This window comes from Pseudomonas sp. PLMAX, from assembly GCF_046042685.1.
Lineage (GTDB): Bacteria > Pseudomonadota > Gammaproteobacteria > Pseudomonadales > Pseudomonadaceae > Aquipseudomonas > Aquipseudomonas putida_AE.
Genome location: NZ_CP064950.1, coordinates 732,851 through 752,544, shown reverse-complemented (window position 1 = coordinate 752,544; position 19,694 = coordinate 732,851). Strand labels below are relative to the sequence as shown.

The 19,694-nt window shown below is 54.8% G+C and carries 40 protein-coding genes; 11 read left to right on the top strand and 29 right to left on the bottom strand.

What is annotated here, in order from left to right; genetic code table 11:
• Positions 1 to 4 precede the first annotated feature (4 nt).
• The 24 genes from DKB71_RS36660 to DKB71_RS36545 form a co-directional block, all read right to left on the bottom strand.
• Complete coding sequence (locus DKB71_RS36660) at positions 5 to 469, bottom strand: hypothetical protein (RefSeq protein ID WP_408601515.1); 465 nt, start codon at positions 467 to 469, stop codon at positions 5 to 7.
• 7 nt (positions 470 to 476) lie between these two features.
• Positions 477 to 815 (bottom strand): hypothetical protein, encoded by a 339-nt coding sequence (locus DKB71_RS36655; RefSeq protein ID WP_408601513.1) that lies wholly within the window; start codon positions 813 to 815, stop codon positions 477 to 479.
• Positions 816 to 846: 31 nt separating this feature from the next.
• Positions 847 to 1,392 (bottom strand): hypothetical protein, encoded by a 546-nt coding sequence (locus DKB71_RS36650; RefSeq protein WP_408601512.1) that lies wholly within the window; start codon positions 1,390 to 1,392, stop codon positions 847 to 849.
• A gap of 141 nt (positions 1,393 to 1,533) precedes the next feature.
• The gene (locus tag DKB71_RS36645; protein WP_408601510.1) at positions 1,534 to 1,707 is read right to left on the bottom strand and encodes a hypothetical protein; all 174 of its coding nucleotides are present in this window, start codon (positions 1,705 to 1,707) and stop codon (positions 1,534 to 1,536) included.
• Between the two features lie 30 nt (positions 1,708 to 1,737).
• Positions 1,738 to 2,652 (bottom strand): hypothetical protein, encoded by a 915-nt coding sequence (locus DKB71_RS36640; RefSeq protein ID WP_408601508.1) that lies wholly within the window; start codon positions 2,650 to 2,652, stop codon positions 1,738 to 1,740.
• Between the two features lie 73 nt (positions 2,653 to 2,725).
• Positions 2,726 to 3,388, bottom strand: coding sequence for a hypothetical protein (locus DKB71_RS36635; protein WP_408601507.1), 663 nt, complete (start codon positions 3,386 to 3,388; stop codon positions 2,726 to 2,728).
• Positions 3,389 to 3,509: 121 nt separating this feature from the next.
• Positions 3,510 to 4,859 carry a hypothetical protein gene (locus tag DKB71_RS36630; protein WP_408601506.1) on the bottom strand — a complete coding sequence of 450 codons (1,350 nt, stop codon included), beginning with the start codon at positions 4,857 to 4,859 and terminating at the stop codon, positions 3,510 to 3,512.
• 202 nt (positions 4,860 to 5,061) lie between these two features.
• The gene (locus tag DKB71_RS36625; RefSeq protein WP_408601505.1) at positions 5,062 to 5,328 is read right to left on the bottom strand and encodes a hypothetical protein; all 267 of its coding nucleotides are present in this window, start codon (positions 5,326 to 5,328) and stop codon (positions 5,062 to 5,064) included.
• A 24-nt stretch (positions 5,329 to 5,352) separates the two neighbouring features.
• A complete protein-coding gene (locus DKB71_RS36620; RefSeq protein WP_408601504.1) occupies positions 5,353 to 5,799 on the bottom strand; it encodes a hypothetical protein in 447 nt (148 codons plus the stop codon).
• Between the two features lie 3 nt (positions 5,800 to 5,802).
• The gene (locus DKB71_RS36615) at positions 5,803 to 6,105 is read right to left on the bottom strand and encodes a hypothetical protein (RefSeq protein WP_408601503.1); all 303 of its coding nucleotides are present in this window, start codon (positions 6,103 to 6,105) and stop codon (positions 5,803 to 5,805) included.
• Positions 6,102 to 6,494, bottom strand: a complete 393-nt coding sequence (locus DKB71_RS36610) for a hypothetical protein (RefSeq protein ID WP_408601502.1) — start codon at positions 6,492 to 6,494, stop codon at positions 6,102 to 6,104. Before DKB71_RS36610 ends, DKB71_RS36615 begins: the two co-directional genes overlap by 4 nt.
• Before the next feature lie 108 nt (positions 6,495 to 6,602).
• The gene (locus DKB71_RS36605; protein WP_408601501.1) at positions 6,603 to 7,256 is read right to left on the bottom strand and encodes a hypothetical protein; all 654 of its coding nucleotides are present in this window, start codon (positions 7,254 to 7,256) and stop codon (positions 6,603 to 6,605) included.
• Positions 7,257 to 7,277: 21 nt separating this feature from the next.
• A complete protein-coding gene (locus DKB71_RS36600) occupies positions 7,278 to 7,508 on the bottom strand; it encodes a hypothetical protein (RefSeq protein WP_408601499.1) in 231 nt (76 codons plus the stop codon).
• Between the two features lie 55 nt (positions 7,509 to 7,563).
• Positions 7,564 to 7,869: a hypothetical protein gene (locus tag DKB71_RS36595; RefSeq protein WP_408601498.1), complete on the bottom strand. Its 306-nt coding sequence runs from the start codon at positions 7,867 to 7,869 to the stop codon at positions 7,564 to 7,566.
• 4 nt (positions 7,870 to 7,873) lie between these two features.
• Positions 7,874 to 8,320 carry a hypothetical protein gene (locus DKB71_RS36590; RefSeq protein ID WP_408601497.1) on the bottom strand — a complete coding sequence of 149 codons (447 nt, stop codon included), beginning with the start codon at positions 8,318 to 8,320 and terminating at the stop codon, positions 7,874 to 7,876.
• Positions 8,321 to 8,323: 3 nt separating this feature from the next.
• The gene (locus tag DKB71_RS36585; protein WP_408601496.1) at positions 8,324 to 8,572 is read right to left on the bottom strand and encodes a hypothetical protein; all 249 of its coding nucleotides are present in this window, start codon (positions 8,570 to 8,572) and stop codon (positions 8,324 to 8,326) included.
• Between the two features lie 67 nt (positions 8,573 to 8,639).
• Positions 8,640 to 9,080: a hypothetical protein gene (locus DKB71_RS36580; protein WP_408601495.1), complete on the bottom strand. Its 441-nt coding sequence runs from the start codon at positions 9,078 to 9,080 to the stop codon at positions 8,640 to 8,642.
• A gap of 27 nt (positions 9,081 to 9,107) precedes the next feature.
• The gene (locus DKB71_RS36575; RefSeq protein WP_408601494.1) at positions 9,108 to 9,548 is read right to left on the bottom strand and encodes a hypothetical protein; all 441 of its coding nucleotides are present in this window, start codon (positions 9,546 to 9,548) and stop codon (positions 9,108 to 9,110) included.
• Between the two features lie 88 nt (positions 9,549 to 9,636).
• Entirely contained in the window at positions 9,637 to 10,215 is a 579-nt protein-coding gene (locus tag DKB71_RS36570) for a nucleoside 2-deoxyribosyltransferase (protein WP_408602310.1), read from the bottom strand.
• Between the two features lie 263 nt (positions 10,216 to 10,478).
• A complete protein-coding gene (locus tag DKB71_RS36565; protein ID WP_408601493.1) occupies positions 10,479 to 12,290 on the bottom strand; it encodes a hypothetical protein in 1,812 nt (603 codons plus the stop codon).
• Between the two features lie 95 nt (positions 12,291 to 12,385).
• A complete protein-coding gene (locus DKB71_RS36560; protein ID WP_408601492.1) occupies positions 12,386 to 12,808 on the bottom strand; it encodes a hypothetical protein in 423 nt (140 codons plus the stop codon).
• 12 nt (positions 12,809 to 12,820) lie between these two features.
• A complete protein-coding gene (locus tag DKB71_RS36555; protein WP_408601490.1) occupies positions 12,821 to 13,228 on the bottom strand; it encodes a hypothetical protein in 408 nt (135 codons plus the stop codon).
• Between the two features lie 36 nt (positions 13,229 to 13,264).
• The gene (locus DKB71_RS36550) at positions 13,265 to 13,717 is read right to left on the bottom strand and encodes a hypothetical protein (protein WP_408601489.1); all 453 of its coding nucleotides are present in this window, start codon (positions 13,715 to 13,717) and stop codon (positions 13,265 to 13,267) included.
• Positions 13,714 to 14,073: a hypothetical protein gene (locus DKB71_RS36545; RefSeq protein WP_408601488.1), complete on the bottom strand. Its 360-nt coding sequence runs from the start codon at positions 14,071 to 14,073 to the stop codon at positions 13,714 to 13,716. The genes DKB71_RS36550 and DKB71_RS36545 overlap by 4 nt, the downstream gene beginning before the upstream one ends.
• A 179-nt stretch (positions 14,074 to 14,252) precedes the next feature.
• On the opposite strand from DKB71_RS36545, the gene DKB71_RS36540 reads away from it, so the two are divergent.
• A complete protein-coding gene (locus DKB71_RS36540) occupies positions 14,253 to 14,600 on the top strand; it encodes a hypothetical protein (protein WP_408601486.1) in 348 nt (115 codons plus the stop codon).
• Between the two features lie 137 nt (positions 14,601 to 14,737).
• Here the strand turns inward: DKB71_RS36540 and DKB71_RS36535 are convergent, their stop codons facing one another.
• From DKB71_RS36535 to DKB71_RS36515, 5 genes are read right to left on the bottom strand one after another with little or no spacing between them, the layout of a single operon-like run.
• The gene (locus tag DKB71_RS36535) at positions 14,738 to 14,944 is read right to left on the bottom strand and encodes a hypothetical protein (protein WP_408601485.1); all 207 of its coding nucleotides are present in this window, start codon (positions 14,942 to 14,944) and stop codon (positions 14,738 to 14,740) included.
• Positions 14,945 to 14,954: 10 nt separating this feature from the next.
• A complete protein-coding gene (locus DKB71_RS36530) occupies positions 14,955 to 15,143 on the bottom strand; it encodes a hypothetical protein (protein WP_408601484.1) in 189 nt (62 codons plus the stop codon).
• A gap of 40 nt (positions 15,144 to 15,183) precedes the next feature.
• Complete coding sequence (locus DKB71_RS36525) at positions 15,184 to 15,495, bottom strand: hypothetical protein (RefSeq protein ID WP_408601483.1); 312 nt, start codon at positions 15,493 to 15,495, stop codon at positions 15,184 to 15,186.
• Positions 15,496 to 15,551: 56 nt separating this feature from the next.
• Positions 15,552 to 15,752 (bottom strand): hypothetical protein, encoded by a 201-nt coding sequence (locus DKB71_RS36520; protein WP_408601482.1) that lies wholly within the window; start codon positions 15,750 to 15,752, stop codon positions 15,552 to 15,554.
• Positions 15,752 to 15,982 carry a hypothetical protein gene (locus tag DKB71_RS36515; protein ID WP_408601481.1) on the bottom strand — a complete coding sequence of 77 codons (231 nt, stop codon included), beginning with the start codon at positions 15,980 to 15,982 and terminating at the stop codon, positions 15,752 to 15,754. The genes DKB71_RS36520 and DKB71_RS36515 overlap by 1 nt, the downstream gene beginning before the upstream one ends.
• A 372-nt stretch (positions 15,983 to 16,354) precedes the next feature.
• Between DKB71_RS36515 and DKB71_RS36510 the strand changes: the two genes are divergently transcribed.
• The 10 genes from DKB71_RS36510 (at position 16,355) to DKB71_RS36465 (ending at position 19,673) form a co-directional block, all read left to right on the top strand.
• Positions 16,355 to 16,819 carry a hypothetical protein gene (locus tag DKB71_RS36510; RefSeq protein WP_408601480.1) on the top strand — a complete coding sequence of 155 codons (465 nt, stop codon included), beginning with the start codon at positions 16,355 to 16,357 and terminating at the stop codon, positions 16,817 to 16,819.
• Positions 16,819 to 17,157 (top strand): hypothetical protein, encoded by a 339-nt coding sequence (locus tag DKB71_RS36505; protein WP_408601479.1) that lies wholly within the window; start codon positions 16,819 to 16,821, stop codon positions 17,155 to 17,157. Before DKB71_RS36510 ends, DKB71_RS36505 begins: the two co-directional genes overlap by 1 nt.
• Before the next feature lie 3 nt (positions 17,158 to 17,160).
• Complete coding sequence (locus tag DKB71_RS36500; protein WP_408601478.1) at positions 17,161 to 17,394, top strand: hypothetical protein; 234 nt, start codon at positions 17,161 to 17,163, stop codon at positions 17,392 to 17,394.
• Between the two features lie 115 nt (positions 17,395 to 17,509).
• Positions 17,510 to 17,713, top strand: a complete 204-nt coding sequence (locus tag DKB71_RS36495) for a hypothetical protein (protein ID WP_408601477.1) — start codon at positions 17,510 to 17,512, stop codon at positions 17,711 to 17,713.
• Between the two features lie 45 nt (positions 17,714 to 17,758).
• Positions 17,759 to 17,938 (top strand): hypothetical protein, encoded by a 180-nt coding sequence (locus DKB71_RS36490; RefSeq protein WP_408601476.1) that lies wholly within the window; start codon positions 17,759 to 17,761, stop codon positions 17,936 to 17,938.
• A gap of 9 nt (positions 17,939 to 17,947) precedes the next feature.
• On the top strand, positions 17,948 to 18,139 hold the full coding sequence (locus tag DKB71_RS36485; RefSeq protein WP_408601475.1) for a hypothetical protein: 192 nt from the start codon (positions 17,948 to 17,950) through the stop codon (positions 18,137 to 18,139).
• A 22-nt stretch (positions 18,140 to 18,161) separates the two neighbouring features.
• The gene (locus DKB71_RS36480; protein ID WP_408601474.1) at positions 18,162 to 18,392 is read left to right on the top strand and encodes a hypothetical protein; all 231 of its coding nucleotides are present in this window, start codon (positions 18,162 to 18,164) and stop codon (positions 18,390 to 18,392) included.
• Positions 18,389 to 18,919 carry an ImmA/IrrE family metallo-endopeptidase gene (locus DKB71_RS36475; RefSeq protein ID WP_408601473.1) on the top strand — a complete coding sequence of 177 codons (531 nt, stop codon included), beginning with the start codon at positions 18,389 to 18,391 and terminating at the stop codon, positions 18,917 to 18,919. The genes DKB71_RS36480 and DKB71_RS36475 overlap by 4 nt, the downstream gene beginning before the upstream one ends.
• Positions 18,920 to 18,921: 2 nt before the next feature.
• On the top strand, positions 18,922 to 19,188 hold the full coding sequence (locus DKB71_RS36470; RefSeq protein WP_408601472.1) for a hypothetical protein: 267 nt from the start codon (positions 18,922 to 18,924) through the stop codon (positions 19,186 to 19,188).
• Positions 19,185 to 19,673: a hypothetical protein gene (locus DKB71_RS36465; protein ID WP_408601471.1), complete on the top strand. Its 489-nt coding sequence runs from the start codon at positions 19,185 to 19,187 to the stop codon at positions 19,671 to 19,673. Before DKB71_RS36470 ends, DKB71_RS36465 begins: the two co-directional genes overlap by 4 nt.
• Positions 19,674 to 19,694: the final 21 nt, after the last annotated feature.

The following is a 19,694-nucleotide window of genomic DNA, read 5'->3' as shown; positions in this document are numbered from 1 at the left end:
TTCGTTAACAGATGGTCTCTTTGCTGATAGTTCTCAGCTCGCGCCCGTCTCGCATGGTGTACGAGCCAGTCTTGTCCAGGGACTTCTTGGCCTTTCGGTAAATCGCGTTGAGCACCTGGGCCGGCACAAACTTGCACCCCCTCAGCTTCATCTCAACTTCACGCAGCTGGTGCCTGTGATACTTCGCATCAGAGGCGTCCATACTTGCTTTGAAATCGTCCCAAAACTTGATTTGCTCCTCGCGAGACCGTGGCTTGATCTTGCTTGGGTCGAGCTTCAGCCGAGGCATCACCCAAAACGAGCTTGGCGCCTTCAGGTCGTAACGGAACATGCCACTGGGCAGCTCAGTCTTGCCGCCGACTTCACGCCCGACTTCAACGCAAAGGGACATGGCATTGACCGACATTTGGACTTCAGGAGGCATCGCACTCACAGGCCCGCCGATATTTCTGATATCAATTCCGTGCATCAGCTCATCACTCCCAAATGATCTTTTGGAACTGCTCTACGTCGGCGGCGACAGCTGCCTGGAACGCTTCACGGGCGACGATCTCGCTCTCTTCCAGCGGAACCAGGTGCAACGCGTGGCGCAGCAGGTCGTCTTCTTTCGCGCCGTTATCCCACAGCACCTCATACAGCTCGTGGCGAGGATGGCGTGGATCGGTAGAGACCAGGCTCGAGTAGATCCGGATCACATGACCGAAGCGCATACCCAGCTCCGGGTCGAAGAAGGCCTCCAGGCGGCATACGCGCTGGCGCTCCCGGTACGGCTGATCTGAGGCGACGAAATTCAATACTGCTGGCGCAACGGACATCCTTGAGTTCCTTAAATCTGTAGTGAGGCAATTACGGTGCGAAGCCTGGAGTAGGCACGCATGATTTGGTGTGAGCGTAATAGGCGTACTTGGCACGGATGGCGCCGAGCCGGCCACTGTAGCGCTCCTGGAGGTTCGCAAAGCACGAGCTCAGCCAAAGCCTGTCATTCGGCGTCAGCGCAGTCTGTGGCGCATCAGCGGCAGCTTCTGGCTGGGCTTTGGACTCAAACAGCTGACGACCGTACGTGAGCAGCAAGAGCAGATCCGGATCATCCATCAAGCCCATGCTCTTAACGAGATGGCGCTCTTGGGCCTGGGTATCGCCTTTGCGACTGTAGGCTGCCATCACCAGCAAGTTGCCCAGCGGATACCCCTTGTACGAGATAGCCTCCAGGTTGATCACCATCCCCTTGTTGCCCGCCTCAAATCGATTGAAGGCATCGAGGGAAAGCTTTTCGTAGGGAGCCCTGATGGCCAACGTCTTGCCGACTTCTTTGTCCAGGTACTTGGCTGTCATGCTCGAAGCAATCAGGCTTACCGCTCCGCCCAGCACGCCGGCCAGTAGCAGAGTAGACAAGAGACGAGCAGCGTTATGGGCCATCGTGTGGGAAATCCAGGGTTTGCGGGCCGCGACAGTATAGGGGCAAAAACATATGCCATCAATTGTCGCGCCAGCTAGGATCTAACAACACCTGGAATTTTCAGGGTTCAGCGCACGTCAGAGGCTGTACTTGATGATCTCTACATTCCCAGCGTCCAACTGGGCAATGGATTCACGCAGCCGCTTGGCATTCGCCTCTGAACTCAACAGATATTCAGTTTCATCCATCACGACTTCCTCGCCGCCAACCTTCCTAACCTCATCGGTAGGCTCAAGACCGTTCTGTTGCATATACCACCTCATTTTTCAGGAGCGCGTATTCTAATCGCGTTTTGAAACAATCGCCTGCTTAAATTCGGTCGACGGGTGCGTTAGCTCAATCTGGTAAACACCACCTTCAGCTACCACCGAAATTGAGCCGATTGTTCGATTCGAGCGATACCCAAGACTTATGTCGTCCCGCCTGTAGCGCGGAGTTACCGGGTTTTCGACGACCCGGCCATCAGAAGGCGCAATCAGAAGGCTGAGCAGGGTTTGAACATGGCCATGGTTGCGGTGGCTGAGGTCGCCAAATAGAGGGGACGAGTCAGTGTAATCCCCGAAAGTCTGCATGTAGCGCTTCATCTGCTCTTTCACCGGCGCCGATATCACAGTATTCCAGCTCATCTCGCGGTACGAATCCAGATCCATGAAGTCGGTGATCGGGCCGATCTTACGACCAGTCTCTCTGAGTTCGACCCAGGCGCTTACGAGCGGGCACGCCATCAAGAGTAACCTGGCAATCCAGAAGTCCTCAGCACCGATCATCTCCGAGGCTTTTCGAATAAAACCGTTGATGTCCTCAGCGCTGCTGGTTTCCCACTTGCAGTTGGAGTACCTGGCGATAAGCTCATCAACCGCTGCTGGCAACCTGTATTTGCAGGTCTCGTATTTGAAATGCCGGATCGATGGGATCAAGTAGCCGTGTGACCAGCCTGTCACATCAAAACGCACTTCGTTGGCGCTGTACTGCACCGAAACACCAGAATCCCCATCTGCCCACCGGAAGATCTTAAGGATAGTCGTGTCCTGACCTTCCCAGATGCTCTCGAAACGGTATGGCTCGTAGTCCCGGTATTGCTCCAGGTCTAAGGGTTTTGACACGCTTTCTGGAGGTTTCTGCACGCTTTCAGGCGCCGATTTAGGCGTAGGAAGACCCAAAAGGAAGTGCAAGAAGGATTTACGGGTATTGGCCATCGAGGAGATCCCTGGCTGGGTATTTTTCGCGATCATATCAGCCAGGGAGACGTGTTACATGCGCTTCTTGCTGTTACGAGGGCTGAAGACTGTTATCGAGCGACTGGGCCAAGCGAGTGCCGACAATTCTTCCCATTTGTCTGGCCGACGTTGAGCCGAAGATGTACGCGACCATCCTGGGCAGGTGATCAACGTTCATCAGGATTTTCAGACTGGTTTTGCTGGCCTTTCGCTCGACAGAGGACTCATCAAGCTTTGAAAGATCGTCTTCGGTACGCCTGAACGACATTCTCGCGCTCAACTCATAAGCCACCTTGAACCGCTCTGGATCAACCTCCGGCTCCTCGAAGTCAGCGAATTGCTTAACGTACTCGACCAGGGATGCGGCCAACGGCTCTGCGTCCTTCAGATCCTTCGCGTTGTCGAAGTTAAGCGCAGCCTTGTCGACCATGTTGTAAACCATGCGGTAAAGCGTCTCGGGTGTGAGTTCCAAGGCCTGGAGACTCTCAGGAGACTTTGGCGGTCTGCAACCAAACTCTTCAGCCTTGGTGACCAAGAAGGCTACGAATTCACCGTAGGTTGAGACCTTCTGATTAGCCATAGTCGGCACGTAGCACGGGAAGTAGAGGCTGAAGTCTTTTTCCTGCGATTCGTTGCGAAATTCCAGCACGTTCTGCTGGCCATACACATGGTAGAAAATGTTCTCGCTGGCGCGATTGGAAGCAGGCTTGCTCACGGGGTTCGTTCCTTGAGGTGAATCAGGTGGATAGTCCTAGTTTGACGCTACCGCTACCGTGGGCACAATGTCCTCGGCTAACAAAAAGCCCGCCGAAGCGGGCCCTATGTGGATCTGGTGCCTATTTCCAGTCCAGGCCATCAACCGCGAACTCCATGGTGCGATTGCCTTCCTGGTAGAACTGAGCCTCGATGTAGATCTTATCGACCTTGCGCATCTCACTGACGAAGCTGTTGTATCCCCTGAGGAAGATGTAAGTGCTGTCGTTGTCGCTCGGCTCGGTGGCAGAGAATCGCTTAGGCTTTCCACTCCCAAAGCGAACCGACACATCGCAACCGGCGTAGGAGTTGCAGATAAACTGACCTTTTTCGATCTGCAGGATAACGTCCTGCCCCCAGCGTGGGTGCTTACGCAGCTCGAGAGTCGCCTGTTGAAGCCCGCCGTAAGGAAAGTCAAAGGACAATCTGCTGGTCGACCCAAGGGACGCTATGGTGACAGGCTTCTGAGTCATAGAGTCTTGAGAAGTCTGATAACTCCAAGCCTCTCCGGCCATCTTACGCTGCTGAAACTCATTGGCCTTCTTGATCTGCTGGGAAGCCGCCGCGAGTTTGTCCGTGTACTCCTTGTTGCCTGGGTAGAGCGCCAGCAGGGCCTTGTAGGTCGTCTCCTGGCCGGCGTAGTCATCGTTACCCAGTTGCGCCAACTTGGTCTTTAGGACAGCGCCCTGCTCATCTCTGGCGATCTCCTTGGCCTTTACATCGGCTTTGGTGAACATGGCGTCTACATCGGCATCACCCAGGCCATTGTATTTTTGCAGCATGTCCCTGGCTTCAGTAACCTTCTTCGCGTCCAGCAACTGCTGAAACTGGGCAGTTATTGCTGGCTTGTTTGCAACCAAATAGTCCGTATCGGCCTTTTTCTGCTCGACCATTTTTTGGCCCGCAGCCAACTCTGCTGCCTGATTTTTTGTGATCATTTCAGTCTGAATGTGGTTGGAGAACAGGAGCATGCCCACAACCCCGAGCCCCACGGCTCCAATCACCCGATATGACGGCTGGAGGTCAAACTGAAACTTGACCATGAGCGTGTTGCATAACGGTGGCAGCAACAAAATGGTCGCCAAGAGCAGTGGAATTGCAGCCACCGGTGCTTGGAAGATAACCGCCAGCGTCGATAAGCCGAAGATCAGACCGAAGACCCAGTACAGCAATGTGCCAATGAACAACTTGGCCTTATCAGCCATTGGCATAGGTTTAGGGCCAGTCGGCTGCGCCGGAGGATCGACCTTCGCCAGATCTGCCACCCATGAGACCTGCTTACCATCAGTAGCTTCCGTCTCGTCCAGATCGAAAATCATTGGAGCCGGCACTATCATCGGCGATTCGCAATGTGGACATTTGCCTTGCTTGCCAGCCATCTCTTTAGAGACCTGAATCGGCTTGCTGCACTCATCGCATTTGAAATTGATCATGACCTTCCCTGACACATATTGAACCTATCCGCTGAGCGTATATGATGGCAGATTGCCGGTCAATTCAACGCGCCAGTCAAATGACCGTCAAATAGCGCACCCCCTTTAAACACTGGATCTAGAGCGATCTGCATCACATCCAGCCATTCTCCAATCAAACAAAAAGGGCGCCGAAGCACCCTTTTGCGTCACCAGCAGAATGTTAGTTTTTCTGCTGCTTGATCCCGGTTCTAACCCAGGCGAAGCCAACGCCGAAGAGGAAGGTTGGAGTAACGGTCATCAGCGTTCCGGCATAGCCAATTTTCTCGATGACCTTGTTCAGCGTGCCCAGGGAAGGATCGTTCGCCGGCAGTGCGTTTATGACTGCCAACACATCGGCTTTCATGCCGTTCAAAACGAAGGTTCCAATCGTAAATGCCAGGGCGCCAATCACCAGAAACGCGATACCGGCTTTGGTTTTCTCGGACATGGGAGTCTCCAGTTTGTAGCCAAATTAGGACTGGCGGTTATTCAGGGCCGCATTGTGCTGATTCTTTGCCGGGAACGCCAGAATGGTTGCGGATGGCTGATTGCTATAGTGGTTTCGCGCCGGGGGTGGGTCATCGGGCCCAACCACTTCATCCAGGAACTCGGACACATTCTTCAGCAGCATCAGACCGAGCAGCGTAATCGCGCTCACAGCAAACAAAGTGGTGGTGAACATCCCGATTAGCTCGGAGTCTGTAAGGGCTCCGCTGAAGAAGTCAGACCAGCCCTTCCCTTCTGGCAGGCTCAATTCCAGGCACTTGTAAAAGGAGACCATCAGGATCCAGGCGATAGCCGTACCAGGCCTGATCTTGTTCATCACCATCAGCAAGGGGATCATGATGATCAGAACAGTACACAGCAGTGTCATCCAGGTCTGGCCTGACACCTGAAACAGATACGTTACGCCGTCCATGAGTTACTCCTCACTTTCCAGGCCAAGCTCTTCACGACACGGCTGGCAATGACCACAGCCATGCTCCTCGCTGTATTCAAGCTCACAGACCTCATGCCACCAGTCGCACTGACCACAGATCTCCACGTCAGCTTCCAGAAGCGCCTGCTGCAGAGCACCCTCGTCCATCTCTAGCGAGAACGTCTCCAGGGCGTCTCCCAGCGATTTGGCGGTGCCTTGCAGGTACTCGGCAACCTCATTGATCTTCTCGCGGCTGATGTACTCCAAGGCCGCTGGAGCGCCATCCTTTCTTCCAATATCGTTCAAGGTTGCGCCCTCCAGGACGACCAGGTGATGTAGCCACAGTACCAGTAGGCATGCGGCATATACTCGATGCTGATTTTTGATGTGCCGGAGAGCTCACTGACCAAGTCGCCCGCCCGAGCCACATAGCCCGAAGCAGCCCGCCTGCGGAAGAAACCGACCTCGCCCGACACCTTAACCGTAAAAACCACAGACCCACTCTCCGCGTCAGCGATATGCAGAATTTCGGATTTGGCGTTGCGCAGTCCAAGCTTTCGCATGGCGCGGCGAACTTTATCGGTCAGCTCGTAGCTGTCATAGGCGGCGCCAGGCAGATGCTTCGACAGATAGGCATCCAGGCTCAGCGGCAGCAATGGTTCTGGTCGTAATGCTTGCAGCAAGCGCTTCAGCATGGTGATGTCCTTGGGCGAAGTTTACAGAACACCCCATAACCTCAAATCCTATGAGGCGTCACGGGCGCTGTATAAAAAGGGGGCGACGTCCCTGTCACTGAAAACTGTTCAGGCCTGACTCACGCATGAAGTGCATCCCGGAGCCCGAAGACTCCCCTCCATGACAAACAGGTGAAGCCCGGATATGGCCACGGAGTGTTGCTCCGAGGACGTGTTGTTCAATCCGCAGAAGTACTTGGTCTGCGGTTCATTCAGCTTGTACGGCCTGATCTCGATGCTCCGAATGCGCTTAACGTCATTGGGGATCATTGAACCCACCGAGCTTTCAAAATCAGATCGAACGGTGATCTCTTGGAATGGGGCCTGCAACGTCACCTTGTAGGCTGGCGCACGGTTACCACTCCAGAACTGGCTCGGGAGCCACTTATGCTCGACCAGCTTCATCTTGCCGGCGTGATCACGGCAAAACTCACAATCAGGCTTGCGCAGAGAACTCTCCATCACCAACGCCCGAAGAAAAAGGGATGATGCCGTTTGTTCAGTGAGCGTGACCTTGTCCAGCCGGTGATGGCGGTTTACCTGGGTTTCTTCAGGCTTATAGGGCCTGATCTCGATCTTGCGCAGTCCAATGAGATCCTTGCCGATAGCCTTCCGAATCAGCATTTCCCGGTAGGCGTGAACCGTGATCTGTTCAGGCGGTTCCTGCATGATGACATGAAACGCGGTCGGTTCCGGGAACTGCTCAGAAGAGTCAAACAGCATGGCATCTACTCACAGACTGGGTTAGGCCACTCGGCGGACAAAGAAGCCCGGAACGCCCATGTTTGCAGCTTCTTCACTCGGAATCTGCTTGGCTTTCAGCTTGCCCTTCACCACGGAGAACTGGAGCAATTGGCTCTCATCGTTCGCCCGGCAGCGGGCCAGAATTTTGCGGCACTGGACGGAGAGTTCGAAGCGGCGGTTGCCATCTTCCAGTCTGAATCCCAGTCCACGCAATTGTTCAAGAATGCCCATATCGGGTCTCCTAATCAGTTGATGGGTGGGATTCTAGTTCTATTTAATAGAACCGTCAATACTTACCAATCGTTAGAGCTGATTTTACGCCTTCAGGGTTCAGAATCTGGCCCCAGGACTCGATCAGGTACCGCCCGGTAGCGTCCTTTTGGACTTGGGTGCCCAGCTCTGCATTGAGCGCCGACACATAACGGTCAATGTTGCCCTTGCTCAGGCCAGTAAACCCGGCAATCGTGTAGGCCGTAGGACGCTCCAGCAGATCGATGGCAGCCATTACAGCAAGCAGTCGACCCGAGTGTCCTTTGGGGTATTGCGGGACGCCGTGGGCGTTTACAGGCAGCGGCCTGGCAGCGGTAGCCATGGGATCAACCCTCAATTTCAGTTGGGTGTGCTGGTGTTTGCTGGCGCAGGCGGCACTTGACCTCTGCGTCCACATAGCTGGCCAGCACGTAACGATTCATGTGCTTGTAGGGAGCCGGCATATGGATGGCCCTGAAGCGATCCTCACACCAGTCAAATTCGCGGGAGCTGGCTTGCTTGGATAGTCTGTAGATCAGCCACATGCAGAGCACGTAGGCAATCAGCTGCATGGCGACGGCGCTTACCGTCAAAGCCGTGGTCAGCATTGGCTCATCGGTACTGGCAAAGCCGGAGAAACAGGCAAGCGCCATCACCAGTAACAGCAGCGATGCGCTCCTCAGGGTGACGGTTACCTTAACGATCCAGGCTTCAAGCTTGAGTATCGCCGGCGACCTACGAGCAAACCCCAGAAAGCAGTCTGGGGTCATTTCGAGCACTTTGAAGTAGTTCATGGATCAGGCGCGGGCCTTCTTCTGGTCAGCCCACATCCAGCCCAGGAGATCTTCTGGCGTGAGCTTGATCAGGAACGGGCGCAGTGGATCTTGCTGGCAGAAATACTCGACGCTCCAGCCCTGCTCGCCGTCCTCGCGAGGCGAGACAATGATGCGCTCAACCGGCCCCTTCACCTCGAAAACGTGGTTGTTTTCAGGGTCAGCCATGTAATCGTTGATCAGTGCCTCGAAGCGTGGGTTCTGAATGTGCATGCGCCGTGTCCGTCCGGGAATAGAAGTTCGGAGAACATATCACTTGAATTGACAACACGTCAATTAACTACTGCCACGGGTGGTACCGATCCTGGTCTGCCTGATTGAGCTCGTAGAACCGGTACACGTACAGCGCCAGCTCCAGACGAGTCATCTCCACTACCGGGGCCGGCAACTTCAAGAGCGGGTGCACGTCCGTGATCCATGAGTATTGCTCAGGGGTGATCTTGCGCTGGTAAAGCCTGTACAGCGTTCCCGACATGCACAATGAGGTCAGGAGGCACATGAATACTTGGGCCATGTGATAGCTGTAGCTTGCAGGGGCAACCTGCAAAAGACCCGACTCCCCCGCTTGAGCGTAAAGAAAATGCACCAGCCCCAGGCACAGTGTCGCGAAAACCATCTTCAACGCCATCCATTCCGCCATCAGGAAATACGGCGGCTCCAAGAGTTTCAGGTTGCGATGGTAAAACAGCACTGTGCGGTAGCGTTTGAACAGAGTGGGCATGGGGATGCTCGATGTCGTTGGCAGCAGTTACTGTCGGTTAAGCGCAGAAAGCATCATTTTCGTGTAGTTTTCTGACTCTTTCGCGTTAATTACGTACTCAAGCAGGTCTCTTTTCGTCATCGAGCGTTGTGGCAGCGGCAATCCAAGCGATGCCCTCAAGCGCAATTGTCGCAGGCACCAGGCGTATTGCTCTGTGGAGACCTTGCTATTGAGGCATGCGAGCAGCGCCAAGACACCGGCAAAGGTGAACGCCAGGAGCACCAGAGCCAAAACCAGCGGCAGGTCAGGATCAATGGAGTTCCTCGCGACCTGGGTTTCATGAACAAAAGCCCACAACATGCCCAAGCTGCCGACCATGCTGAGAACAATCACAGCAATCACCTGCTTTTCAGGCCAGAAAAATTGCCGGGCCTCTGAAATAGATCTCGAGCGGCTGAAAATGGCAATGAGGCATTTGGTTAAAGACATGGTGTGCACTCCAAGCGCAGTAGTAAGGGCGCCTACTGGAAGCGCCCTTTAGATTATCGGATCAGGTTTGTTTCATGGCTGTTAAGCCTTACAGGCCACCACGCAGTGCACGAATTTCCAGAAGGTTCGCAACCTGACGCTTCTCTTCATCCTTGAGGTACTGCGCCAGATCTTGCGCAGCCTCCTCCGCCGTGCGGCTCTTTCCAGTCCAATTGCACGCCAGCATCAGGTTGCGAGGGTGTTCGAAGTCCTCGACCATGAAACCCTTCTCATCGAAGCCTTGTTCGTCGTGAGGGATGATTTCGCGTAACGAGGTGGCTTCACCATCGTCGAAATAGACCCAGACCGGCTTACCGAGGGCGTAGGCCATGGCGAACTCAAAGACGGTACCCGAATCAGGCTCGGCGCCACGGAACAGGTTGAGGTTGACCAGGAGAGCATCCGAATTGAGGATCATCTCCTTGTTCATCTCATTGATCCTGGCAGCCGCGTCCTTCTTGGACAGGCCCGGCTCGATCTCGTTGTCGAACGGATACGCGCCCTTCAGGCCATTCTGGTCGCACACCAGCTTCAGGTATTCACCGCGAGCCAGCCCGTCCTTGAGGAACACGTCGAAGCCAGCCAGGTACACCTGGGGGCGGATGTCGATGTTTGCACCCAAATCCATCTTGCTCATTGCCTGCATACGCTCGCTCACGGTGTAGTCCTCGAATTGATCATTTGTTGAAGGTCTGCCTGAAATTCATCCAGGGTCGGGCCATCGCATCGGCAGCTATGCAATTGCTCCAGGAGCTCCTCAGTCGGTATGGAGTCCAGGCGCTCTTTGATAAGCGCCAGCATATTGCGTGTACGTTCGCTGGATGTATCACTCACGGTGTTTCCCTCACTCGGGAGCCGGAGCCCCCGTATCTTGCCGCTCGCCGAATCAGATCAGCGTGCAAACTTAGTTTTCAGTGCGTGGTTCTTGGTGTTGAAGTGGATTTTCACAGTGAACACATCGCGCCCCCTGTTCCCCTCTTGCTCGTTGTTGCCCCAGATCCATCGTTCCGACACATCAAATGGCGTGTTGCCGGAATGAGTGCGACCTGTCGACCAACCCAGGAAGCGAGTCCACTCGTGCAGGTAGGCCGGCAGCTTTGCAGTCGACTTGAGCCCCATGGCCTTACAAAGGTCGGCGGCGTTCTGTGGAGAGACCACCGCGATTGCATCGACTGTGCTCTTTCTGTCGAAGAAGCAGAGTGGGCTGAACCCCTGTCGCTTAGGGTGCTGGGCATAGATGCTGGAGATCCCTGCCCCGCTTTCATGGAGCTGAGCGTCACTGGGGTAGATTTTGGTCGACTCCATGTCGATAGCGTTCTTCGCGTTCTTGGTGACCAGCTTGATGAAGCCGTCTTTGTCCTGAAGCCACAGGCTTTTGAACCGCTCATTGCCCCACTTGAACAGGTAGTTGGCAAGATTTCGCCCGAAGATGGTCTTTATCGCAAGATCAATTTCCTCTTCGGTGCCGGCGATTCCTGGCGACACTGCTGTGAAGCGTGCGCCACGCTTGAGCATCTCAGTCTCGTGGAAATACCCCGTGCCTTTGATTTCGGAAAGCGGCATGAAGGTCTTGGTTTCGAGCATGAAGTAGCCGCTCTCGTCACCCACAGGCAAGAACGAGTCAGCATCCAGGCCTTCGATAGCTTCAGCCAGGAAAGTGCTCAGCCAGCCTTCGTGGAAGCCCAGAGCCTCCATCATTTGCGGCAAGGTCGGCTTGTGCAGCGACCAGTTCGGGCGGTACAGCACTGGAAGCTTGGCGATCTGCTCACCATTGGTTAGCGCGAGGCGCACGGACTCAGTCAGTCGAATTGTGCCGGGCTCAACCTTGGCCATTTCCTGGGACGCCAGTTCGACAACCATGGCCAGCCAGATCAGCGTATCGCGCTTAAGATCGGAGAGGTTCAAGATCCCCGAGTCGCCATCGACATGGTAGGTATCGCCGACGCGCTTGAACGTTCTCCAGTCCGGGTAGCGGTAGCCAGGTGTCGTCAGATCAAGATGCTCAACCATCGACGGGTTGCCATTCTGCGCCATATGACCGGTATGAACGCTTACCGACATGCTGGACAGGTAAACGATACGCCCAGGCTTCTTGATACCGATGGCGGTAAAGCTGTCGCCGATCTTGGCGAGGTAGCAACCGAATGGGAGCTGACCTTTCAGTTGATCCGTGAAGTCGGCGAGGGTCGGGCAGATGATGACCTGGTCGTGAATGCCCACAGGCGCGTTACTGCCAACCTCGTCAAAGCGTAGCCACCGGATGGTCAAGCCACGATCCAGCCCATGAACGGCATCACGCAGGCAGCAGGCGATCTCGCGGGTGGTCGGGCGACCGAAGTCAGGGGAAACCTTGCCGATCCGTTCCTCCAGGCGATCTTGGAAGTTGGTGGTCGCATCGCCCACAAGTGCCTCTACCATCTGCTTGAGGCTGCGAATTCTGACCATTTTCTCCAGAAAGCCTTCCTTGCGCAGAAGGTCACTCAGCCGGATAGTCGAGTGAGCGATGGTCGCTTCGATCATTTCGTTGAGCATCATGCCCACGGCAAAGCCAGTCTTATCCGAACGCTTGAGCATCTCGAACTGCTTGATGGCGCTGTCGTCGTGGTAGTTGCCCTGATCCCTCGCGTCATGGATCAAGTCAGAGTCGGCCCGGAAGGCTTTGAGCTTCTCGGAGATTCGATCCAGCGCCGCGTAGTCGATCATCACTTCTTCCCTGCTTTCGTTGTTACCAAATTGTTTTGAGTTCTGCGTGATTCGAGCAGTGTACTGGCGAAATTCTCGCCGCGCCCCAGAATCAGCTACAGATTGAACGTCACGCACCGGTCACGGATACCCATGTCGGCGGCGTACCTGAAGATGATGCGTACTTCCAAAGACTGGTTATGCCCACGACCTGCCCATGCCAGTGCCACCGTGATGGCCTTGATGGCTCGATGAACATACTCAGGCTTTGGAGTGGAGAAATCCATTGAGCCAAGGTGCGAGTAATCCGCCGTGATAAGGGAGTGCTCAAAGTGCTTTTCACCGAGTGCGTGGATCTTCCTCAGGTAAGCGACAATTTCCTTGTTGGCTGCGAATCGAGATTCCCAAATCATCCAGGCCAATCGGCTACGAGTGTCCAGATGGAGTCGACCCATCTTCTTGGTCAAGCTCTCCAGGCTTCCAGTGAAGCCCTGTTGAATCAACCAGTCGACCAGCTCTGCTTTTGCTTGATCATCCATCAGAGGGATCTCTTAGCGACGTGTGCTTGGGGTTGTCTGGGAGGAATCCCACGGGCGCTTGGAGACGATACCCTCTTTCTCCAACTTTTTTTGAACGTCTCGGCGGTGATTTCGCAGGTGATGCAGTTGGCGCTCAAGACGGCGGTGCTCAATGAACAGGTCGTCATCCTTCTCGCGCAGCTCCATTTGTTCCCTGGTCAACTTCGTTACCTTGGGTCGAGGTGCTTTGCATTCGATTTTTGGCAGTTCAGAAGCCGAGCGGTCAAAGGAACACGACACACAGACGTGAGTGCTGGTATCCAGATGCATGAACCGGGTCGGTCTTTCGCAAAAATGGCAGACCTCAATCGTGTCCAATAGGCCAAAAGCCTCGGACAGCGACATATCCAGTTCGTCTTCGTGCGCCAGCGGGATGCTCATCGAGAGGCTCCTAATCGGTATAGTCTTAGTATACCCTTAAGCACGTTTCCACGCAATAGATCCCAATCCTTTTAGCCACGACCGAGAGCTTTCTTTTGGCTCTTTGCGTTTTTTACGTGCCGCCTTCGCCGTGTGATCAAGAGCAATTTTGGCGCTCGCGGGAGACCTCATATCCAAGAACATCCTTACAAGATCCCACCAGGTGGTTGCCGGGTTGGTTTGAATCCGCAGGAACATGATTGCGGCGTCCACGGGGGCTGACTCACCGGGTGTGTAGAGCCTCGCAGGCTGGATGCTTATTCCCATGTCCCTGTGCATCTGCTCATGCTCACACGCCCTACGCAGATGCTGCTCTACGGTTAACGCCGGCATTTTCCCAGGCGGGTACTCGCGGAACACCTTTTGGGGCCCTTCTACAGCAGGGGTATCGGTGTTCTGGAGCTTGGCCACTGCCTTGCCCTTGAAGCCTGGTAACTTGAAAAACCTCATTCGCGTACATCTCCTAACGCTTCCGGCCAGCCAATCGCATAGAAAGTTGCTGTGCGTGCGGGGTGATAGTCTTTGGCTTTGGTCAGTATTTTCGAGACTTCCAGCCAAGTGGTAGGCATGGACTGCCCTTCGATTAAAGGCTTGAGAGCGCTATCTACGAAATCGCTTAACCCTGCCCTGTATGGAATCAACTCGTCCCCAGCCTGCTCGATAAACGTCTGTCGGATCTCGAGCAACCTGAGTTGCATGAGGTACGGCTGCTGATCTGGCATGAGGCCGACAATCAGCTTGATGAGCTCAGGAGGCTCCATAGGCGCCGCAAAGGGGTTGGGTAGGTCACTAAGCGGGTTTTCCATCGATATTCCCCCTAAAAGTCGACATTATTCTGGAGGAATGCTCAATTGGCAATTTATGGTTATTGTTTATACAACCGTTTGACTGATGAATTTCGCTCTCCGCCAACGGTTTCAGCTACACAACATGCTGGCCATAGGTTATGATTTGCTTCTGAAAAGCCATCATTTCGAGTTTCGTAATGAACGATAAGAAGATCCAAATCAACCTCTCCCCGCTGGCCTGCGAGCTCCTCGGAGAGATAACACTGCTGTCCCAGGGTCATGGCACTCTCATAGAGTTTCCTGTACCCAAAGAAGAAGACGTAGATGACGAAACACCTACGGTAGCCGAACTGATGTTGGAAATTTTCGAGGCTGTCATTGCTTATAACGACGGCAGGTCTGAGCGCCGCTTCAGGATTTTCGAAACCTGGGAGCTCGACGAGGAAAAAGAGGTCGCACTGATCCGACTATCCAGGGACTATCTCGTCTGGCCTGGTCGTGAAGAGATCACCAAGATTCCGCAAATGATGCGTCAAACGCATTAATGCCTCTCGCTCGCTGATTTCACGTCGGCGAGCAGAAATCCCCACGCCCGTGCGGATTCCAGCAAAACCATCCCTCAGAAAGCAAAAATCCCCACAATCGTGAGGATTCTTTACCGCCAGCGCTTAACCTGCCCGCGTTACGCCGCTTTGGCGATCTCGCGCAGGCACAACTTACAGGTGACCTCGGCATCGTGCTGGAAAGGAACCTGGGTAGCCGGGCGCATGTACCCGCACAGCGTTCCTCGCAAGCCTTCCTGTCGGTACCGCTCACGCACATAGTCGGGCATGATCGGGTCTGCCGCAACGTGGGAGCTGTACCGGTGGATCTTAGCTACTACTGGCATGTTCCCCTCCTCAGGCAGCCGATTCGCTGACTGGGCCGACCACAGTGCAGGTGAACTCGTTGTGGTTCATGTTGATCTCGACACCACGCTGAATGCGCTCAGCGTCACGTTCACTGCCCGCTGGTATCGACTCTACGACCTCGCCTGTAGCATCTTCGGTGACATTGACCTTCCAGCCTTCTGGGTTTGTTGCTTTCATGTCCGTTTTTCCTTGATCGAAAATTGGCTGACTCTGGCTGTTACTCGCTCAGAATCGCCTGGCCAGCAAGAGACAGAGAAACCGGGAATCGCAGTGCGCCACCGTTTCCTATGGAGTCGGCGCAAGCGTTCAAAAGCTGCTGGGCCAACCGCATTGCTTCGTGCGTATCGCTTATCTCGATCTGGAGGTAGTTCGGATACTCCGATTTCCCATCAATGACCTGACCACCCTCCCCCTGAATAAAGAGGATCTGGGCATCTCCAGCAGCATTTAAAGCCGCCTCCAGCAATTGCGGTGTCATTCCTGGAGTGGTCTCGCAGATCTGAGCAGTAATCTCTTCACTTGCCTTCATGGCATCCTCGACAGTTCATTGATCTGGTGGTTGGCATTCATAGCCGGCAAAGCCGGTCAGTGAACCGACTTCTGTTCCTTAAAGCTGATGTACAGGTTAACGGTAAGGATCACTGCGGCAGCGCCGGCGAAGAACAGTGGGTTCACCAGCGTGTCCTGCCAATTCCCGGAAGCGGCGGTTACTGCCAGCATGCCCAGGACAAAGAGACAGAGGATTAGCGCTACTACCTGGATATGACGAAACCATTTGCCACCCATCACGCTGCCTCCGCCTGTTGAGCCTCTACCGGCTTTTTGCGGAACCACACATGGGTGCAGCCGCAGTAGGTACCGAGCAGCATGCCGGTGTTGTATTCGCAGAAGTAGTCGTCAGACACGCGGATGACATCGCCGGGCTGAATCTTGTCGCCATTCACCAGGTTTACATAACCGGCTGGGAGTCGATTCCATTCGTTATTGCCGTTTCTGACGCGGTGGGCTTCCAGCATTGTATTTCTCTAGAGATTTATGTCCTGCTGATGCTACAGTGCCAACAATCGTGGTCGCAACCCGTTTTTACAGGTTTTGGCATAATTTTTCGTATTACGATAAATTGCTGTACGGAGAGCAGGCTACCCATTAGGCTTTAGGTTGGGAACAAAGCGAGAGCAAGGCCCTTATGGCAGAATCACCCACTGATCCAGCTGCAGCTCCGAGGTCGCCTGGTCGACCACGCGGCACTGGAGTCACGACGGACAAGCAGCGCAGACCCCGCTCGGTAAGGTTGACTGACCGCGAGTGGGCGAAGCTTCAGCGCTTGGGTTCTACCTGGCTGTCTACGCAAATTGATCTTGCCGAAGAACCGGAGATTTAAGACTCATATGCAGCAACAAAACCCAGCAGGCCCTATGAGGCTTGAGCAATACGACACCGTTGTGAAGCTGATGCGAGGTAAAGCCGACTCGCCAGCGAACATCGCCGCGAAGAAAGTGCTCGTCCAAGGCATGAAGACCCTTGATGCCATCCAGGAAAGCGGGATCCAGCGTGATTCTGTTTACAAGGCCATCAAGCGCTACTCCAGCGCCCACGAGAGAATCGTTAAGGTTTTCCAGGGTGATGGTGGCATTGGCGCCCAGTTCGATTTGATCGTCGATCTGAACCGAGGCAACGCGGAAGCCCCAACGACCAAAGCAGCGCGTGCTGTAATCGTCGATGGGATGGCCAACTCCGAAATTGATCGCACCGACATAACCCCACAGGGGTTGTACGAAGCCGTTAAGCGGTACCGCAATGCCATAGACGATATCGTTAAGGCATACCCTCATGAAGACGCGGGTGGAAACTGATGAGCTATTCGATCACGCCTGAGCTGGCTGCAAGCATCACAGACCCTGAGCTGGTTTTCTCCACCACCCGGTTGCTGCCGGCGCTGGAGGACATCCCTGAGGAGTTTAAGGACGCATCCAATCCTTACTACTCGCTGACCAGGACGATCTTCTATGAAGACCCGTTGCCCGAGGTAGAAATCGACATCAAGGACGGCTACAGCCCTGAAATCCTCAACAAGTGCGTTACAGCGCACCTGAGATCACATGGCGTAGAGCATGAGCACAAGATCGCTGGCGTAGCTTTCATGATGTCGCATATGGCCACGCTCCAAGTCCCGGCAAAGCCTGAGGTGTAACGCATGAGTACGTTCACCTTTTCGTCTGTTCCCTTGCAAAAGGGCTGCCGTTGGTTCGTTAAGAAAGGCGCGACCACCAAGTACGACCGTGGCTTCCGCTCGAAGGAAGAAGCCGATCAGTGGATTGCCACCTTTCGTGATGTCTTGGACTGGCGGGCCGGTTACGTCTTCAAGCTCCGTGATGACCAGGACATTTTCGAGATACGTGATCGAAAGGGCGAGCTGGCCAAGGCGTAGGCGCCCGATGGGCGAAGGTGCGACTGCCCTCTGCGATGCCGGCTGGTCTGATCTGGCTTGCAAATAAATCCCTAGAGGCATACAATATAGCTATTAAACTCAAGGACGTAGTGCTGTGTTCATTGAAAATCACCTGCTTTTTGCATTTGGATTCATCATTCTTGCCATCGGGTATGGTCTGGGCGAGTCCCATGCCAGAAAACAAGTGAAGTTCCGTATCAAAAAAGCTCTGGATCAGCACGACGTCGACGTGGCGCACGGCTACAAAGACGGCTATAGCGGTATTGGTATCGTCGCGATCATTCGCAACCTTCTTTGATCAATCGGGGTCATCCACATGGCGGCACGCGTACCGAAGCGAACCTTGGAAGAACGAATTCTGGACGCCGACACCCTGTGCAGCCGATACCTGGCCGATGCCAATGAAGCGCGTGAGGCCGGCGACCTCAAGAAAGCCCAAAAGCTGGATGAAAAAGGTCAGTTCTGGAAAGACAGGTACAACCTGCTGGCAGGAAACAGCGACCGCCTACCCCCTAAGCGATAAGGATATGACATGAACGAACACTCCAAAAAGCTGGAATCACTCGATCATTTCTCCCTCTACATCCCGCGTGTGAATAACGCTACCGAGAATCGCCCAGTGACAGTGGTGATGGCGAAACCCCGTGCTCGCACCCCCAGTTCCGCGATGCACCTGCGCTTCGACAGCAGCCAGACCCGCTTTCAAGACATTCAGCCGGCGTAACTACAGGCGATAAGGCTCGGATATGGAAACTGAACCACTCAAGATGGGTGACCGGATCGCGACTGAAACCGGACGCCGCGTAACGATCAAGACCCAGCAAGGTCTCGACCATGCGACCCAGCGCGGATGGAAAAAGGTGCAGGTAGAGCAGCGCTCCGCCGCCAGTTCGCAATCCTTCGCCCTTCCCTTGATGACAGGCGAAAAGGCTCGGGCTCACTGGGGCGCTGTGGTCGATAAGGGGCAGCAGGTATGACCGCCAAGAACGCTCGCAGCCTCGCTCAGAGGTCGCTTGACCTCGCTTGGGATGGAAGTCTCCCCGTTGATCCTGTGCGCCTCGCCAGCAGGCTGGTGGTGCGTCTGAAACGTTCGGAAGGTGAGATGGAACAGGTCGCCATTGTCGTCCGCCAGGCCCGTGGTGGTGAGATGCATGACGCCAGCAGCAAAGCCTCCATCGAACGAACTGAGCAGGGTCTGCAGTACGTGATCGTGTTCAACAAGGATGAGATCTCCTACCGCAATCGCTTCGCTGTGGCGCATGAGCTGGGTCACCTGATGCTTGGCCATATGACCGAAGGCTCGGCGCCGCTGATGCACCACAACTACTCCGGTGGCACGAGGGAGGATGATCTGGCCAACGCCTTTGCAACCACCCTGCTACTCCCGGAGAAAATGGCTCGGTTTCTATTTCCATCTGCGAAATCGATCCAGCAATTTGCCACAGCGTTCGGGGTGGCCAACGAGGCTGCCATTGCACGCGTGAAAGAACTCAGGATGCTTTGAAAATGAGCCTTGGCGCTGAAACACCTAAGTCGTACCGGACAGGCGAGACACCGATGCCTGGTGATCGCGTAAAAATTGCTGACGACCGCATCGACACCTTCCTATTGAGCGTGCACAGCCGCATCAGGGATCGCGAAGGCGTATTGCGCTCATTCTCCTTCCCAAGCAGCAAGCCGATGGTTTTCTTCCCGGCGCTTGGCCGCAGGAAAGACTACGAACTAGGTCAAGTAGATATGCAAGATTTGATGTTTATTGGACGTGCACTATGAGTGGCTGGGAAGGCATCAAAGTCCGCCATGCTGACATTGGCGTCGGAATCATCACGAGTGAGTTTGCTGGGTTTGGCTTTCGTGGGCTGACCATCACCGCCGACAACGGCCAGGAACCCTACGTCCAGCTGAATGGTAATGGCACCGATGAAGGCGCCGAAGGCTGGGAGTGGCTCTGCGAGAATCACGCAGATGGGCCGAAGTGGCTGCTCTTGGGTAATGCTCCCAAGGCCGCGCCTGTCACCGATGATGACGAAGACACTCGAATGCGCCTTGAGATCGCCGCGATCAACCTGTCGCCCCAGGAGAAACGCATGCTTGTCCGCCTGGTAACGGATCGTCGCAGCCAGGAACTGCTCGACTCCGACCAAGATCTGAAACCGCGTGCGATGATCTCCCTTATCGAGAAAGGCATGGCAACGGAAACCGACAATGGCTGGAAGCTCACGTCTAAAGGCCAGATCCGCAGCACCAGCATCTACTAGGGGAGACAGCCCCCAAAGATA

Bases quoted from the DNA above. Each gene is read 5' to 3' on its own strand.
- DKB71_RS36625 (WP_408601505.1), bottom strand. From the start codon at position 5,328: ATGTCCGAGAAAACCAAAGCCGGTATCGCGTTTCTGGTGATTGGCGCC.
- DKB71_RS36560 (WP_408601492.1), bottom strand. From the start codon at position 12,808: ATGGATGATCAAGCAAAAGCAGAGCTGGTCGACTGGTTGATTCAACAG.
- DKB71_RS36590 (WP_408601497.1), bottom strand. From the start codon at position 8,320: ATGAACTACTTCAAAGTGCTCGAAATGACCCCAGACTGCTTTCTGGGG.
- DKB71_RS36525 (WP_408601483.1), bottom strand. From the start codon at position 15,495: ATGAAGGCAAGTGAAGAGATTACTGCTCAGATCTGCGAGACCACTCCA.
- DKB71_RS36530 (WP_408601484.1), bottom strand. From the start codon at position 15,143: ATGAAAGCAACAAACCCAGAAGGCTGGAAGGTCAATGTCACCGAAGAT.
- DKB71_RS36575 (WP_408601494.1), bottom strand. From the start codon at position 9,548: ATGTCTTTAACCAAATGCCTCATTGCCATTTTCAGCCGCTCGAGATCT.
- DKB71_RS36570 (WP_408602310.1), bottom strand. From the start codon at position 10,215: ATGGATTTGGGTGCAAACATCGACATCCGCCCCCAGGTGTACCTGGCT.
- DKB71_RS36555 (WP_408601490.1), bottom strand. From the start codon at position 13,228: ATGAGCATCCCGCTGGCGCACGAAGACGAACTGGATATGTCGCTGTCC.
- DKB71_RS36640 (WP_408601508.1), bottom strand. From the start codon at position 2,652: ATGGCCAATACCCGTAAATCCTTCTTGCACTTCCTTTTGGGTCTTCCT.
- DKB71_RS36550 (WP_408601489.1), bottom strand. From the start codon at position 13,717: ATGAGGTTTTTCAAGTTACCAGGCTTCAAGGGCAAGGCAGTGGCCAAG.
- DKB71_RS36565 (WP_408601493.1), bottom strand. From the start codon at position 12,290: ATGATCGACTACGCGGCGCTGGATCGAATCTCCGAGAAGCTCAAAGCC.
- DKB71_RS36645 (WP_408601510.1), bottom strand. From the start codon at position 1,707: ATGCAACAGAACGGTCTTGAGCCTACCGATGAGGTTAGGAAGGTTGGC.
- DKB71_RS36475 (WP_408601473.1), top strand. From the start codon at position 18,389: ATGACCGCCAAGAACGCTCGCAGCCTCGCTCAGAGGTCGCTTGACCTC.
- DKB71_RS36515 (WP_408601481.1), bottom strand. From the start codon at position 15,982: ATGCTGGAAGCCCACCGCGTCAGAAACGGCAATAACGAATGGAATCGA.
- DKB71_RS36620 (WP_408601504.1), bottom strand. From the start codon at position 5,799: ATGGACGGCGTAACGTATCTGTTTCAGGTGTCAGGCCAGACCTGGATG.
- DKB71_RS36510 (WP_408601480.1), top strand. From the start codon at position 16,355: ATGCAGCAACAAAACCCAGCAGGCCCTATGAGGCTTGAGCAATACGAC.
- DKB71_RS36610 (WP_408601502.1), bottom strand. From the start codon at position 6,494: ATGCTGAAGCGCTTGCTGCAAGCATTACGACCAGAACCATTGCTGCCG.
- DKB71_RS36585 (WP_408601496.1), bottom strand. From the start codon at position 8,572: ATGCACATTCAGAACCCACGCTTCGAGGCACTGATCAACGATTACATG.
- DKB71_RS36500 (WP_408601478.1), top strand. From the start codon at position 17,161: ATGAGTACGTTCACCTTTTCGTCTGTTCCCTTGCAAAAGGGCTGCCGT.
- DKB71_RS36540 (WP_408601486.1), top strand. From the start codon at position 14,253: ATGAACGATAAGAAGATCCAAATCAACCTCTCCCCGCTGGCCTGCGAG.
- DKB71_RS36580 (WP_408601495.1), bottom strand. From the start codon at position 9,080: ATGCCCACTCTGTTCAAACGCTACCGCACAGTGCTGTTTTACCATCGC.
- DKB71_RS36600 (WP_408601499.1), bottom strand. From the start codon at position 7,508: ATGGGCATTCTTGAACAATTGCGTGGACTGGGATTCAGACTGGAAGAT.
- DKB71_RS36520 (WP_408601482.1), bottom strand. From the start codon at position 15,752: ATGGGTGGCAAATGGTTTCGTCATATCCAGGTAGTAGCGCTAATCCTC.
- DKB71_RS36660 (WP_408601515.1), bottom strand. From the start codon at position 469: ATGCACGGAATTGATATCAGAAATATCGGCGGGCCTGTGAGTGCGATG.
- DKB71_RS36505 (WP_408601479.1), top strand. From the start codon at position 16,819: ATGAGCTATTCGATCACGCCTGAGCTGGCTGCAAGCATCACAGACCCT.
- DKB71_RS36655 (WP_408601513.1), bottom strand. From the start codon at position 815: ATGTCCGTTGCGCCAGCAGTATTGAATTTCGTCGCCTCAGATCAGCCG.
- DKB71_RS36605 (WP_408601501.1), bottom strand. From the start codon at position 7,256: ATGCTGTTTGACTCTTCTGAGCAGTTCCCGGAACCGACCGCGTTTCAT.
- DKB71_RS36480 (WP_408601474.1), top strand. From the start codon at position 18,162: ATGGAAACTGAACCACTCAAGATGGGTGACCGGATCGCGACTGAAACC.
- DKB71_RS36535 (WP_408601485.1), bottom strand. From the start codon at position 14,944: ATGCCAGTAGTAGCTAAGATCCACCGGTACAGCTCCCACGTTGCGGCA.
- DKB71_RS36485 (WP_408601475.1), top strand. From the start codon at position 17,948: ATGAACGAACACTCCAAAAAGCTGGAATCACTCGATCATTTCTCCCTC.
- DKB71_RS36595 (WP_408601498.1), bottom strand. From the start codon at position 7,869: ATGGCTACCGCTGCCAGGCCGCTGCCTGTAAACGCCCACGGCGTCCCG.
- DKB71_RS36630 (WP_408601506.1), bottom strand. From the start codon at position 4,859: ATGATCAATTTCAAATGCGATGAGTGCAGCAAGCCGATTCAGGTCTCT.
- DKB71_RS36470 (WP_408601472.1), top strand. From the start codon at position 18,922: ATGAGCCTTGGCGCTGAAACACCTAAGTCGTACCGGACAGGCGAGACA.
- DKB71_RS36465 (WP_408601471.1), top strand. From the start codon at position 19,185: ATGAGTGGCTGGGAAGGCATCAAAGTCCGCCATGCTGACATTGGCGTC.
- DKB71_RS36545 (WP_408601488.1), bottom strand. From the start codon at position 14,073: ATGGAAAACCCGCTTAGTGACCTACCCAACCCCTTTGCGGCGCCTATG.